Source organism: Deinococcus terrestris, from assembly GCF_009377345.1.
In the GTDB taxonomy this organism is placed as follows: domain Bacteria; phylum Deinococcota; class Deinococci; order Deinococcales; family Deinococcaceae; genus Deinococcus; species Deinococcus terrestris.
Map to the genome: position 1 here is coordinate 94687 of NZ_WBSL01000006.1, position 13974 is coordinate 108660.

A 13974-nucleotide genomic window follows, 5' to 3' on the forward strand; every position below is an offset into this window, starting at 1 on the left:
CCTGCGCTACGCTGCGAGGCACACCGTGAAGACTTTCCCCCCTGTGCGCCTTGCCCTGTCCCTGACCCTGCTGCTCTCGGTGGCGGCGCTCCCAGTGGCCGGGGCGACCGCGCCCATGCCCGAGCCTCTGCCGCCTGCTCCCGCGCCGGTGGTGCCCGCCCCGGCTCCGGTGGACCCCGCGCCCCCGGCGACGCCGGTCGAGCCCGCGCCGACTGATCCGGTCCCCGTACTGCCCGCTCCCGTCGCTCCGGCTCCGGTCCCTCCGGTCGTCCCAGTCATTCCAGCCGCGCCCGTGGCCTCGCCGCTGGCCCCCCCGGTGTCGGTGCCCGTCGTCCCGGCTCCCGCCGTGCCCGCCCCGGTGACGGTGCCGCTCCCTCCCGCCCAGCCCGCACCTATCAGCACCGTGCGCGGTCTGTGGGTGGACGCCTTCGGGCCGGGCCTCAAGACACGGCAGCAGGTCGCGCAGGTCGTGGAGGACGCCGCGCGGCTGGGGGTCAACACCCTCTTCGTGCAGGCGGTGCGGCGCGGAGACTGCCTGTGCCTGCGGGCCAGCGTGCCGCCCATCACCGACAAGGACTTCGAGCGGAACTTCGATCCCCTGACCATCGTGACCCGGCTGGCGCACGCGCGGGGCATGCGGGTGATCGCCTGGGTCAGCGTGACGGGCGGGGTCAATGCCCGCGTGCCCAACACCAGCCCCCGCCACGTCTCGCGGCTGCACGGCCCCACCGCCGGGGCCAACTCATGGATGTCCCGTCGTCCGGACGGGTCCTGGCAGGAGGGCGGCGACGGCTGGCTGGACCCCGCCATTCCCGCCGCCGCCGACCACATGGTCGAGTCGGTCGTCAGCCTCGTTCGCAACTATCCGGTGGACGGCGTGCAGCTTGACCGCATCCGCTACCCCGACGGCGGCGCGTGGGGCTACGACCCCAAGACCCTGGCCCGCTACCGCGCCGAGACGGGGGCAAAGGGCACCCCCGCCGCCTCGGACCCGCGCTGGCAGGCCTGGAAACGCGAGCAGGTCACGGCGCTCGTGCGCCGCGTCAGTCTGGAGGTCAAGGCCGTGCGCCCGACCGCCTGGGTCACCGCCGCGACCATCACCTACGGAGCGCCGCCCGCGCCGGGGGACCTCGCCGCCTTCCGCAAGTCGCGCACCTACACCGACGTGTTGCAGGACTGGCCGACCTGGATGCGCGAGGGCCTGCTGGACCTCAACGTCCTGATGAACTACAAGCGCGACGCGGTGGGCGAGCAGGGCGAGTGGCTGGACGGCTGGAACGCCTTTGCCGCCAGCGTGCGTGGGCGTTCGGAGGTCGCGGGCGGCACCGCGCTGTACCTCAACACGCCCGCCGTGACCGCGTCGCAGGCCCGGCGCACGGTCGCCACCGGGCTGGGATGGGTGGGCTACTCCTACCGCACGCCCACCCTGGACGTGTACGGCACCCGTCAGAGCACCGGGCAGGGGCTGGAAGCGATTCGCGCGGCCCTGACCGCGCCGGGCGGGGCGCTCGCGGGGCGGGTGGACTGGCAGGTCAAACCGCCGACGCTGCGGGGGCTCTCGGGGCGGATTGTCGGCACCACCGTGCCCGGAGGCCGCACGGTGGAGGCCGTGCAGGGCGGCAGGGTCATCGCCCGGACCACCACGGACGGCGGCGGGCACTACGGGTTCCTGACGCTTCCCGCCGGACCGGTGGAAGTCCGCGTGGGGGGGCAGCGCTGGGCCGAGGCGGTGCCGGAGGTCGGCGTGGTGCGCTTGCCCGATCTGCTGCTGCGGGATGCGGTGGCGGCTCCGGCGGCGAGTGGAAAGCGGTAGGGGACAGGGGACCTTGATTCGGTCTGCCCCTCCCCCCAGCCCCCTCTGCGGCGCAGCTCTCTGAGTCCCCGGAGGGAAGGGGGAGTAGCGCTGCGCTAGGCAAAGGTCGTCCCCCCATCCCCTTGCTTGGCCCGCCCCGTCCCCGTTCCCCCTTCCACGCCATCCTGCCGCCCAACCGAATGCCTCGGCGCGTCCGCGCCGAACGGCTCGTCTGCCTGGAACGTGGACTTGAGGTGTGGGGACGTTGAGATCGGCGGACACGGGAAAAAGAGAGCTTAAGCAGGGGCGGATCAGGGTCTGTCCTTTCCCCTTGTGTGAGAGGATGGGACTCGTAGAGCGGCGGAGCAGAGGGGGACCGCCCGCGCCGCTTGCCCCCTCCGGCACCCTCGCCCCCCGGACTCCAGCCGACGCCACCCCCCACCCCCGCTACACTCACCCCCATGACCACTCCCGCCACGGACGGTATTCCTCCCTTCGAGTTCCGGCAGACGCTGGGGCGGTTCGCCAGCGGCGTGACCGTCATCACGGCGGCGGACGGGGAGGAGCGGCGGGGCATGACGGCGAGTGCGTTCGTGTCGGTGAGCCTGGCCCCGCCGCTGATTCTGGTCAGCGTGGACCACCGCGCCCAGATGCACGCGCTGCTCTCGCGGCCCGAGGTGGGGCGCTTCGGCGTGAGCATCCTCTCGGCGGCGCAGCGCCCCCTCAGCGACCATTTCGCCGGACGCCCCGGCCCGGAGGAGGCGGTGCCGTGGTTTACCCACGAGGGCCTGCCCCTGATCGGCGGCAGCGTGGCGCAGCTCGTGTGCCGCAAGCAGGAGGTGATCGCGGCGGGGGACCACACCCTCTACCTGGGGCTGGTCGAGTACGCCCGCTACACCGACGACGACCCGCTGGTGTACTTCCGGGGCCAGTACCACGAGCTGGTCTGAGGAGCGCCCCGTGCCTCCCTATGCCCTGCAACTCGTGGTCGCCCTCGCCCTGGCGGGGCTGACCTTCTTCGTGTCGTATCCCTGGAGCATCGGGAGCGGACGCAGCGTGGACGCGCTGGACGCCTTCTTGCTGGTCTTCGCGCTGGTCAATCTGCGGCTCGCGTGGTCGGCCGCGAATACGGCGAACGGGGGCCGGGCGCCCGCGTGGTTCTTGGTGCTGGGGCTGGGAACGGCGGCCCTGATCGCCACTGGGATGATCGGGGCGCTCACTCCGCGCTGAGATGGCTTCGGAACACCCCGGCATCCGGGCCAAGCGAGCAGCCGCACAACCGGAGGTCGGGCGCTGAAGGAAACAGGCGGTGCCCTCCCGACGGTTCAGGAATCGGACGGAACCCGCAGGACGGGGTCGGCGGGCAGCGGCAGATCCTCCGGCCACTCGCCCGGCAGCGTGCCATCCAGCCCCCGCGCGGCCCGTTCCAGCGCGGCGTAGGCCCCGTTCCGTGCCCGCAGCACGTCGGGCGGGCCGTCCTCCACGACGCGGCCTCCCTCCAGCACGAGCACCCGGTCGGAGGTCCGCGCGAGGCTGAGGCGGTGGGTCACGATCAGGGCGGTGCGCCCCCGCATCAGCCGCCCCAGGGCCGCCACCACGACGGCCTCGCTCTCGGCGTCCACCGCGCTGGTCGGTTCGTCCAGCAGCAGCACGGTGGGCCGCGCCAGCAGCGTCCGCGCGATGGCGAGGCGCTGGCGCTGACCTCCGCTGAGGCGCACCCCGCGCTCGCCCACCACCGTCGCCAGACCCTGCGGGAGCGCCCGCACGAACTCCAGCGCGTAGGCGGCCTCCAGCGCGGCCTCGACCTCCGTGTCGGTCGCGTCGGGGCGGGCGTAGCGCACGTTCTCCAGCACCGTGTCGTGAAAGAGGAAGGTGTCCTGCAGCATGGTGACCGCGTGGGTCCGCAGGCTCTCCAGCGTGAGGTCGCGCACGTCTATCCCGTCGAGCAGCACCCGGCCCTCCAGGGGGTCATGCCCACGCGGAACCAGCGAGAGCAGCGTGCTTTTGCCCGCGCCTGACGCTCCCAGCACCGCCACCCGCTGCCCCGCCGGTATGGTGAGCGTCACGTCCCGCAGCACTGGGCGGGCAGGGTCGTAGCCGAAGGTCACGCCCTCGAAGCGGACTTCGCCCCGCGCGGGTTCGGGGAGGGGCCGCGCGTCCGGCTTCTGGGCCACCGTCACGGGCGCGTCCAGCACCTCGAAAACCCGCCGCCCGCTCGCCTCGGCGCGTTGCAGCAGGTCCCCGATATTCACGAGGTCGTCAATCGGGCCGTAGAAGTAGCGCCCATAGCCCCGGTAGGCCAGCAGCCCGCCCAGCGTGAACTGCCCCGCCAGGATCAGCCACGCGCCACCGCCCAGCATCAAGACGTTCCCGAAGTTCGCCACGAAGCGGGCCAGCGGAAAGGCGCGGTTGCGCAGGGCGACCGCCTTGACCTGTTCCGCGTACAGCTCGCCCGCGAGCGCGGCCACCCGCTGCTCCTCGGCCCGCTCCCGCGCGAAGCCCTGCACCACCCGCACGCCGCCCAGCCGGTCGGTGATGAGCGCGGTGAGGTCGCCCAGCCGGGTCCGCGCCGCGCGGTAGGCGGGCCGCACCGTGCGGGCGTAGCGCCGCAGCATCAGGGCGACGGCGAGCATGGGCAGCGTGACGAGCACGCCGAGAAGCGGTTGCAACGCGATGAAGATGGCGACCACCCCGATCAGGCGCAGGGCATTCGCCAGCACCGCGTCCGTGCCGCGCACCAGCACGTCCTGAATCGCGTCCACGTCCCCGGTCACGCGGGCGATCAGGTCCCCGGTGCGCTGCGACTCGAAATAGCTCGCCGACTGGCCCTGAAGCTTGCGGTACACGCTCAGGCGCAGGTCCAGCGTGAGCTGCTGCCCGGCCCGCTCCAGCAGCAGCCCGCGCCACGCCGAGAGCAGTTGTTGCAACCCGAACACGCCCACCAGCAGGGCGAGCTGTCCCCCGATGAAGGTCCAGTCCCGCGCCGGAATCCCCTGGTCCACCACCCGAATCCACACCAGCGGCGGGTACAGCTCGGCGGCCACGCTGCCCACGAGGAGCAGCAGTCCCCAGCCCACCGTGCGGCGGTAGGGCGTGAGCAGCCCGTAGAGGCGGCGGGTCACGCCGGGGCCGAGCGTGGCGGGGTCGGGGGTGGAAGGCACGGGACAGAGGGTAGCGCGGTCCTCACGGCGCAAAGGGGCACCCCCGTCCTATCCTGCCCCCATGACCCTGCCCGCCGCCCGCCCCGACGACCGCATTCCCGTCCTCGTGATCGGCGGCTTTCTGGGCGCGGGCAAGACGACGCTGGTGAATCACCTGATTCGCTCGCTCCCGCACCGCCTCGGCGTGATTGTCAACGAGTTCGGGGCAACGGGGGTGGACGGTGGCCTGATTGAGAGGTTGCAGGACGACGTGACCGAGCTGACCGCCGGGTGCCTGTGCTGCACGGGCCGCGACGATCTGCTGCGCTCGCTGGTGACCATCGGCATGCGGGAGCAGAAGCCCGACGCGGTGCTCGTCGAGCTGAGCGGGGTGGCCGACCCCACGCCCGTCCTGACCACCCTGCTGGAGCGGTCGGTGCGGGCGGCCTTCCGCGTCACCACCCTCGTCGCCGTGGTGGACGCCCGGCACGTCCTCCAGACCCTGCGCGAGCACCCCGAGGCGGCGCGGCAACTCGCCTACGCCAACGTGATCGTGCTGAACAAGACCGACCTCGCGGACCCGGTGCGCCTCGACCACGCGGAGGAGGTGCTGCGCGGGGTCAATCCCCTCGCCCGCGTGGTGCGGGTGGAGCGGGGGCAACTCGACGCCGACGCTCTGCTCGCCCGCGACGACTTCGACCCCCGCACCCTGGAGGGGGCCGCGCCCGTGGCCCACACGCCGGGCCTGACCTCCTTCACCCTGCGCTCGGACGCGCCGCTGGACCCCTACCGCTGGCAACGCTTCATGACCGACCTCATCCTCTCGCGCCCCGCCGAGGTGCTGCGGGTCAAGGGCACCCTCTCGCTGCTGGGGTACCCCCACCCGGTGCTGTTTCAGGCGGTGCGTGACCTGTTCACCGCTGACGCCTGGGAGGGCGAGCCGGGAGCGTCCGAACTCGTCTTTATCGGGCGGGGGCTGGACCGGGCGGAGTATGAGGCGGCGTTTGCCGGGTGCGTGGCGGAGCGGGCATAAGCGGCCCGTCACCGCGCCCGCCTAGCCTGGGACCATGCTCGCCAGCCTCTTGACCCTGACTGCCCTGAGTCTCCCTGCCTGGGACGCGCCGACCTGGGGAGCGCCCGTGAAGTCCGACACCCGTCCCGCGAATGCCCATGAGGCCCGCGTGTTTCTCACGGCCTATTGCCAGGGCCGCCCGGACTGCCAGGTCGAATTCCTGCCCATCGGAGAAAACGGCACGAAGATTCCGGCCGCGAACCGCCGCATTCCCGTCAACGTCGCTTACGGCAGTTTCACCCGTCCCGGCACCCAGGAAGTGCTGATGACCCTCTGCTACGCCCAGAGTGACGCCTGCGACGGCACCACCCTGCTGCGGCGCGAGGGCGGGCGCTGGAAGGCCGTTCACCACACGGAGGGCGTTTCCCCCAGCGAGTGCCTGAAGTTCCGCCGTTTCGACGGTCGGGGTCAGCTTGCCTGCCGGAGCAACGGCATGGTGATGTACGGTTCGACGCTGCGGTTGATCAGCGCCGACGGGAAGCGCGCCGTGCAGAAAGACCTACTGCCGGACGGCCTGGGCAACTGCGAGGCGCGGCCCATGCCTGTGACCCGCCTGGGCGACTGGCGCAAGCAGGACGTGAACGGCGACGGCCGCCCCGACCTCGTGGTGGACGTGTACCGCTACAGGCTGCACTTCGGAAAGCCCGGCTGCCTCCCCGGCGAGCCGGTCCGCGTGGACGGCGAGCGCGTGGTGCGCCGCTTCGCCATGTAGCCCTATCCTCGCCCCATGACCCTGCACCCGGACCTTCAGATGCCCACCCCTGGCGAACTGGACACGCTGACCCCCGAGGACCTGGCCGCCCGCATGAATGGCCTGTCGGGGACCCTGGGCGAACGGCTGGGCATCCAGCTTCTGACCGCCGCCCGCGAGCGCCTGACCGCCCGGATGCCGGTGGAGGGCAACCGCCAGCCCGCCGGACGGCTGCACGGCGGGGCCAGCCTCGCGCTCGCGGAGGAACTCGCCAGCGTGGGCACCTGGCTGAATCTGGACGTGCGGCGGCAAGTCGGGGTCGGCGTGGATGTGAGCGGCACCCATGTGCGCGGCGTCTCGGAGGGCTTTGTCACCGCCGAGGCCACCCTCGCCTACCGGGGCCGCACGGTGATGGTCTGGACCGTGGAGGTGCGCGACGAGCGGGGCCGGACCACCACGCTGGCGCGGTGCACCTGCAACGTGGTGACCCACGGAGGCTAAAGGGAGAGGGCCAGCCCCGGCGTTTGCCTGAGCTGGCCCCCGGTCCTCGGCCCTCAGCCGCCCAGCGCCCACCTGAAGCTGTCCCGCGCCCGCCCTTTCATCTCAGCCACTGCATCCCAGTCGGGAGCCGTGCGGGCGAGGGCCTGAGCGGTCAGCGCCTCCGCGTCGGGCGTGACGGGGTGGGCAGGTGCGCCCGCGTCCGCGCAGAAGCCCGCGACTTTGGGGTCGTAAGCCACGCCCGCAAAAGGGACCCCGGCGGCAGCGGCCAGGATGACCGCGTGCAGCCGCACCCCGACCACGAACCCGGCCCCCGCGATGGCGTCCAGCGCTTCTTGCGGGTCGCGGGTGCTCAGGACCTGATCGGCACCGAGGGCCTGCGCCGCCGCGTCATCGTGGCCCGGCATGAAGCTCAGGGCGGTGACCCGGCGACCTTCGGCCCGCAGCCGCCGCACCACCTCGGCCAGCGCCGGGGCTGCTGCCGTCACATCCCCGCGTGGGGCGACGATCACGTGGGCGGGGTCGGGCGTCAGGCCCGGCGTGGGCGTGAGCAGCAGTGCCGGGTCCCCGCCCAGCCGTCCCTCTAGCCCCAGCCCGCGCAGCGTCTCCAGGCTGCCCCGGTCGCGCACGATCAGGGGCACCCCTTTCAGGGCCGAGGCCACCTTGCGCCCCCCCTCCTCGCTGAGTGGGCCGACGCTCTGGTTGAAGACGACCACGCGCTTGCCCAGCGCCCGTGCCAGCCGGATCACGCCTAGGTAATAGGTCAGCGTGCGCCCACTCGTCCTGTCTTGCAGCAGGCCGCCGCCGCCCGAGAGCAGCACCTGGGAGCGGGCCAGCGCCCCGACGAGGCCCAGCGGCTGCATCCGGGGCGCACTCTCGCTCCCGTAAGTCCGCGCCGTTTCGCTGGGCGTGTTCGACAGCAGCAGCGGCGTGTGCCCGGCGGTCTTCAGCTCCCGCGTGATCGCCAGGGCGATGGCCTCGTCCCCGGTGTTCCCGAACCCGTAATACCCGCTGACGGCGACCCTCACGCCCGGCTCTCCCCGCTGGTTGCTGGCGCCTGGCGGCTGGCCCCTCTCGCGCCCCAGGTCTGCCACAGCCGCAGCAGGTACTTCACGACCGGAATGGCGATCAATCCCAGCAGCAGCCCTGCGCCCAGGCCGATAAAGCAGCGGGCGGCGCTGATCAGCAGCGGCGTGTGGAAGTGCGAGAAGGTGTTCAGGATGCTGGCCTGCCCCACCACGCCGCCCAGAATCAGCAGCGGGCTGAAGTACCCCGGCAACGCGCCACTCAGGCCCACGATGGCGAGCGGATGCCCGGCCAGTTCCTTGAAGCGGGGCCGCACGATGGAATCCTGAAGGCCCTGCCGCAACTGCGCCTCGGCGTCGCTCACGCCCACCGCGCTGACGTTGCCCCGGCGCAGGAACACCAGCGCGAAGACGGCCAGCCCCAGCCCCATCACGGCGATGTCGCCCAACCGGATAGGCGAGTTGTAAAGGTCCCGCGCGGTCTTCCTTAGGTCCTGCCGGGGCAGGAAGCTCAGGGCCACCAGCACCAGCGGCACCAGCAGGGTCAGGCCCACTCCCCGGAAGGGTTCCAGGCCCAGCACGCTCTCCCGGCTGGCTCCCAGCGCCGAGACGAACAACACGCCGACGAGTGACAGGCCCGTCGCCAGGAACCAGTCGGTCACCCGGCTGCGCCGCAGCACCAGTCCCAGCGCCGGAAAGGTCACGGCGGCGATCAGCGCCGCGCCCGCGAAGGGCTGGAACCCGTCCAGGCTGTTCAGCGCGAATGCCAGCAGGGTCACGCCCGCCATCACCAGCAGCCCCAGCCGGGGCAGCGGGAAGCTCAGCCCCAGCAGCAGGGCGGCGGCGAGCGGTCCCAGCAGGCTCAGCCAGCGCAGGGTGGCATTCGGTTCGTAGGGGCGCACCTCGGGCGTGCCCACCGTCAGGCCCGAGCGCTCCAGCAGCTCGGAGGTGCGGCGCAGCAGGGCCTCGGTCTCGTTCACGGTGGGGTAGGGCCGCAGGTACAGCAGGCGGTGGCCGCGCTCGCGGGCGGCGAGGTTGTACTTGCTGGCGACCTCCTCTGGGTTCAGGCGGTTTTGCCACGACGGGTTCATCGCAAAGGTCCGCACGCCTCCCCGGTCCTCAATCAGGGTGTCCAGGCCGCGCTGATCCGTGCCCTCCACCAGCGCGGGCAGGCGGCTCCCCATCGCCCGGTCAATCTGTGCCAGCCGCTCGGGCGTCCGCGCCCCGATCACCTCGTCCCCGGTAAAGGCGACGAAGGGCACGTCCGGCCAGTCCGCGCCGGGGGCCTTGACCGCCACGTCGTCGTAGGGGCGGTAGACGGTCACGAGGCCCTGCGCCTTCAGGTCCGCGATCAGCTTGCTGTTCGGCCCGGCGGGCAGGAAGCTGGGGTCGGTGGGCCACTCCAGCCACGTCTGCCCGGCAATCTGCACCTCCCGCGTGGGGATGGTGTAGCGCTCGGCCAATCCGTCCAGCGCTCCTGGCTTCAGCTCGCGCATGTAGACCCACTGCGGGTTGACCCCCTCGCCGGGGTTCTCGGCCGCGAGGTCCGCACCCCGCTTCACGTACAGTTCGCCGCGCTGCTCGCGGTTACCGATCACGTCCTCATAGACGGCGACCCCGTTGACGCCCAGCGCTTTGTAGCGGTCCAGCAGCGCCTGCGGGGTCAGACCCACCCGCTGCGCCTGCACCGCCAGCGCCGGGTAGTCCATGACCAGCGCGACCGTCTTCTCGTTCCGCTCGTAATTCACCCGATCCCAGGCCAGCCCCAGCGCCGGAATCAGCGAGAGCAGGATCACCCCCAGCAGCGGAAGCGTCAGGCGGTGGCGGCTCGCGGGCGGCAGCGGCGTGGCCGGAGCCAGCGCTCCCCCCGGTGCAGGCGGCGGCGTGAGGTCGGAGCGGACAGGCGGCGGCGGGGTCGGGGCGGGGTCGGTCACAGGGTCATCCTAGGGGGCGCGGGTGAGGGGAGAGGCGGGTGGGCGGCTGGGGCAAGGGGAGGCCGGGCGTCAGCGTGCCCGCCGGGAGTGCGGGGCGTCGTCCGCCGAAAGGGGGAGGGGAGGCCACGCCTCCTGGCCTGCCCGCCCCATCTCCCTTAAATCGTCGTGCGAATCCGCGCCGCGAGCATGTCCAGCGCGGGCTCGTTCATGCCGCCGTGCGGAATAATCACGTCGGCGTATCTCTTGGTGGGTTCCACGAAGCTCAGGTGCATGGGCCGCACGAACTCCAGATACTGAGAGATCACGCTCTCGGGGGTGCGCCCGCGCTCCTGGGTGTCGCGCAGCAAGCGGCGGATAAAGCGCACGTCGGCGTCGGCGTCCACGAAGACCTTGAGGTGCATCCGCTCCCGCACTTCCTCGTCGTACAGGGCGAAAAAACCCTCCAGCACGACCACAGGCGCGGGCAGCACCCGGCTGGTCTGGGCCGAGCGGGTGTGGTGGGTGAAATCGTACTCGGGCATCTCGATGGGCACCCCGGCCAGCAGCGCCCCCAGATGCTCGCGCAGCAGCACCCAATCAAAGGCCGCCGGGTGGTCGTAATTGGTCGTCAGCCGCGCCTCAAAGGGGATGTCGTCCTGGGCGCGGTAATAGTTGTCCTGGTTCAGGACAGCCACGCTGCCCGCGCCCACCGTCTCGATCACCCGCCGGGTCACGGTGGTCTTGCCGCTGCCCGAGCCGCCCGCGACGCCAATCACGAAGGGAGAGGTCACGCGCTCCTCCCGTACACCCCGGCGCCCGCCCCGGCGCCCAGGCTGCCGATCAGGTCGATGCGGCGCTCGGCCATGCGGCGGGCGATCAGATGGGGCGGCTTGCCGTACTGCTCGGCGGCGGTGGCGATGCGCGAGACGGTCGCGTACACCCGCTCGGCGGCCTGCTCGGGCGTCAGGGTGGTCGCGGCGGCGATCAGTCCGGCGGCATTGATGGCAAAGTCGGGCATGTACACGATTCCGGCCTCCCGCACGGCGGCCTCGCCCTGGCGGGAGAGGGGGTGGTGTTCGCCGCCCGCGATCAGGCGGCATTGCAAGCGCGGCACGTCCGCGCTGCGAATGGAGTGCCCGTAGCCGCACGGCGAGAAGATGTCGCAGGGCACGTCGAACAGCTCCTGGGCGGACACCACGCTCACCCCGTCGAGGGCCTCGGCGAGCGCCTGCGCCCGCTCGGGGCGGGTGTCGGCCAGGGTCAGGCGGGCACCCTCGCGGTGGAGGTGCCCGGCGAGCGTGCGGCCCACCGCCCCCACCCCCAGGATCGCCACCCGCACCCCGCGCATGCTCTCGGAGCCCAGGGCGTGCCGGGCGGCGGCCTTCATGCCCCGGTACACGCCGTAACCCGTCACGCTGCTGGTGTCGGTGTTCACGCCCAGGGTGGCGGGCGTCTCCTGGGCGACAAAGGCGATGTCGGTGGGCGTCACGCCGATGTCCTCGGTGAGCACCACCCGCGACTCCAGCGGCCGCACCTGCCGCCCCAGCGCCCGGAACAGCGCCTCGCGGGCGTGCGGGTCGTCCACGCCCTGTTCGGGCAACATCAGCACGCACGCGCCGCCGCCGTAGTTCAGCCCCGCCAGCGCCGCCTTGAGGGTCAGGCTCTCGGAGAGGGCCAGTGCTCCGCGCAGCGCCTCGGTCTCGTCAAGGGGCCGCAGCCGCACCCCGGCGATGGCCGGACCCAGCACCGTGGAATGAACCGCCAGCGCCGCTTTCAGGCCGCTGGGCGCATGGTGAAGCAGCGTCAGCGCCTCGTGGCCCCGCGCCTGCATCTCGTCAAATATCTGCATTCGGACTCCTCGCCGCGTTCGCCGCGGCAACCCCCGTAGGGTAGCAAGGCGTGGGGCGGGGAGACGGGCGGCAGGTGTCCCATTCGGGAGAGAGCACGCTGAGCAGGCCAGGCTTCCTCTCCCTCCCTCCTTGTGGGGGACCCGTAGAGCGGCTTGCAGAGGGCCGGGGAAGGGGATGGCGGGCGAGGCTCACCCTCTTTCCAGACGATCGTTTCAGACGAGCGCCGCTCCCACCCGCCAGCGCCGCGAGACGTCCCGCCCCACCTGGCCCCCACGCTCTGAAAGAAGCCTGTCAGGGGGCAGGCGTCACCCTGGGACCGTATGCAAGGCAGTGGCAACCTGGCGCCCGCCCCACGCGGCGCCCGAAGGGGGACATGAATGGAACGGATTGCTCCGCTCGCCAAGATTCTGGCGGAAGCGAACGGCATCGAGTGGCAGCACCTGGATGGCAGCGGCGAAGGCGGCATGATCGTCGAGCAGGACATCCTGAATTACCTCACCCGCATCATGAGCGGGGAGGAAGAACCGCCCGCCACACCCGTCGATGCCCCCCCGCCCGAGTGGACGGGCACCGAACTGCCCCCCGGCGGCGGCCTCCTGGCCCCCGGCATGCCCAGCATGGACATGCTCAGCAGCGCGGGCGTGGATTCGGACCTCGCCGCCCTCGTGGGCCAGCCCGCCCCTGTGTCCCCTATGCCCGCCCCCGAGGCGAGCCTGCCCGAGGTCAGCCTGGAAGACGAGGCGATGGAATTCGAGCTGGAAGACGAGCCGGAGACCGTGGCCCCCGCGCCCGAGCCTGCCCCCTTCGCGGCGGCGAGCGAACCCGTGGACGTGACGCCCGTCACCCCGGCCATTCCCATGCCGAGCTTCAGCGGGCCGGTACCCACCCCGGCGGCGGCCAGCGAACCCGTCACCCCGGAACCTGCCGCCCCCGCCGCGGCGGCTGCCGCGACCGGCGGCGTGATGGGCGGTCTGGGAGGCCTGCTCTCGCGCCTGTACCAGAAGCCCAGCCAGGATCCGGCCCCCGTCACCCCCGCGCCGCCCGAGCTCCAGCCGACGGCCCCCGCCTTCACGCCCGCGCCCGTCTCGCCCTTCTCGGCACCCGTGGCCGAGGCCGCTCCGGCCGAACCGACCCCGGTTGCCCCCACCTTCACCCCGACGCCCCAGCCCGAGGCCACCCCCGAGCCTGAGGCTATCCCCGCCCCCCTGCCGGAGGTCGCCGCTCCCGAGGTGGTCGAGGAGCTCGCCGCCGAGCCGCTGGCAGAACCCGCTCCTCTGCCCACGGCGCCCGTGCAGCCTGAGCCGACCGAGATCGAGCCCACCGCGCAGCCCGAAGCCCAGCCCGAGCTTCAGCCTGTACCCACACTTATCCCCGCCGCGCCCGTCCGCGAGGCCGTGTGGTTCGGTCCCTACCTGCGCCGGGACGGGAATGTGGCCCCCACCCTGGAGCTGTGCCGCCAGCTTGCCGGGGCGCTGGGGCAGGACGTGCCGCTCGCGCTGCTCGTGGCCCGCGCCGCGCAGCGCCACGCCGAGATGCTGGAGCTGGGCACCGTCGGCGTCTACCGGGTGGGCGGCGAGCAGGCCCGCCCCGTGCAATCGGGCAGCCTGCGCGAGGCCCTCGCCGCGCTCGACGGCGACTTCGCTGGAACGCCCGACCTCCTCGTGACCGACGCCGGGGCGCTGGACCTCGACGAGCTGCACCTGCCGCACGCCCTCACCCTCAGCGTGGGCCGCGTGCAGGACGGCCGCACCGCCCTGACCCTCAACGGGCCGGTGGACCCCGCTCAGGGCGCCCGCTTCCTGGCAAGCGTGGCAGCCACGCTGGAGGAGCCGATCATCTTGGTGATCTGAAGTCGCCAGGAACCAGTCGCCAGCGGGAACGCTCTGCTGGCGACTGGCCGCTGGCTGCTTTCCTCTCCCAGCGGGCTACACTGGGGCACGGTGCCACGCGCCGTGCTTTTTTTTGGCCCCAGGCCAGGGAGGGGCAAGTCTGA

General features: G+C 72.3%; 12 protein-coding genes. 7 read left to right on the forward strand and 5 right to left on the reverse strand.

Annotation, left to right across the window (positions count from 1 at the left end):
- The first annotated feature begins 25 nt into the window (after positions 1 to 25).
- The 3 genes from F8S09_RS12745 to F8S09_RS12755 all read left to right on the forward strand — a co-directional run bounded on the left by F8S09_RS12745 (position 26) and on the right by F8S09_RS12755 (position 3022).
- Positions 26 to 1813: a glycoside hydrolase family 10 protein gene (locus tag F8S09_RS12745; protein WP_322618807.1), complete on the forward strand. Its 1788-nt coding sequence runs from the start codon at positions 26 to 28 to the stop codon at positions 1811 to 1813.
- A gap of 440 nt (positions 1814 to 2253) precedes the next feature.
- Positions 2254 to 2742 carry a flavin reductase family protein gene (locus F8S09_RS12750; RefSeq protein WP_152871864.1) on the forward strand — a complete coding sequence of 163 codons (489 nt, stop codon included), beginning with the start codon at positions 2254 to 2256 and terminating at the stop codon, positions 2740 to 2742.
- 10 nt (positions 2743 to 2752) lie between these two features.
- On the forward strand, positions 2753 to 3022 hold the full coding sequence (locus F8S09_RS12755) for a hypothetical protein (protein WP_322618808.1): 270 nt from the start codon (positions 2753 to 2755) through the stop codon (positions 3020 to 3022).
- Between the two features lie 95 nt (positions 3023 to 3117).
- Here F8S09_RS12755 and F8S09_RS12760 read toward each other — a convergent pair whose 3' ends face one another.
- Positions 3118 to 4953, reverse strand: coding sequence for an ABC transporter ATP-binding protein (locus tag F8S09_RS12760; protein ID WP_322618809.1), 1836 nt, complete (start codon positions 4951 to 4953; stop codon positions 3118 to 3120).
- A 61-nt stretch (positions 4954 to 5014) separates the two neighbouring features.
- On the opposite strand from F8S09_RS12760, the gene F8S09_RS12765 reads away from it, so the two are divergent.
- From F8S09_RS12765 to F8S09_RS12775, 3 genes are read left to right on the forward strand one after another with little or no spacing between them, the layout of a single operon-like run.
- The gene (locus F8S09_RS12765) at positions 5015 to 5965 is read left to right on the forward strand and encodes a CobW family GTP-binding protein (protein ID WP_152871866.1); all 951 of its coding nucleotides are present in this window, start codon (positions 5015 to 5017) and stop codon (positions 5963 to 5965) included.
- 34 nt (positions 5966 to 5999) lie between these two features.
- A complete protein-coding gene (locus F8S09_RS12770) occupies positions 6000 to 6716 on the forward strand; it encodes a hypothetical protein (protein WP_152871867.1) in 717 nt (238 codons plus the stop codon).
- A gap of 15 nt (positions 6717 to 6731) precedes the next feature.
- Positions 6732 to 7196 carry a PaaI family thioesterase gene (locus F8S09_RS12775; protein ID WP_152871868.1) on the forward strand — a complete coding sequence of 155 codons (465 nt, stop codon included), beginning with the start codon at positions 6732 to 6734 and terminating at the stop codon, positions 7194 to 7196.
- A gap of 53 nt (positions 7197 to 7249) precedes the next feature.
- Here F8S09_RS12775 and csaB read toward each other — a convergent pair whose 3' ends face one another.
- The 4 genes from csaB to F8S09_RS12795 all read right to left on the reverse strand — a co-directional run bounded on the left by csaB (position 7250) and on the right by F8S09_RS12795 (position 11980).
- On the reverse strand, positions 7250 to 8221 hold the full coding sequence (gene csaB, locus F8S09_RS12780) for a polysaccharide pyruvyl transferase CsaB (RefSeq protein ID WP_322618810.1): 972 nt from the start codon (positions 8219 to 8221) through the stop codon (positions 7250 to 7252).
- Complete coding sequence (locus F8S09_RS12785; RefSeq protein WP_407643666.1) at positions 8218 to 10152, reverse strand: DUF5693 family protein; 1935 nt, start codon at positions 10150 to 10152, stop codon at positions 8218 to 8220. The genes csaB and F8S09_RS12785 overlap by 4 nt, the downstream gene beginning before the upstream one ends.
- Positions 10153 to 10307: 155 nt before the next feature.
- On the reverse strand, positions 10308 to 10922 hold the full coding sequence (gene udk, locus F8S09_RS12790) for a uridine kinase (RefSeq protein WP_322618811.1): 615 nt from the start codon (positions 10920 to 10922) through the stop codon (positions 10308 to 10310).
- The gene (locus F8S09_RS12795; protein WP_152871869.1) at positions 10919 to 11980 is read right to left on the reverse strand and encodes a Glu/Leu/Phe/Val dehydrogenase family protein; all 1062 of its coding nucleotides are present in this window, start codon (positions 11978 to 11980) and stop codon (positions 10919 to 10921) included. The genes udk and F8S09_RS12795 overlap by 4 nt, the downstream gene beginning before the upstream one ends.
- A gap of 378 nt (positions 11981 to 12358) precedes the next feature.
- Here F8S09_RS12795 and F8S09_RS12800 point away from each other — a divergent pair, with 378 nt between their 5' ends.
- Entirely contained in the window at positions 12359 to 13831 is a 1473-nt protein-coding gene (locus F8S09_RS12800) for an E3 binding domain-containing protein (RefSeq protein WP_152871870.1), read from the forward strand.
- Positions 13832 to 13974: the final 143 nt, after the last annotated feature.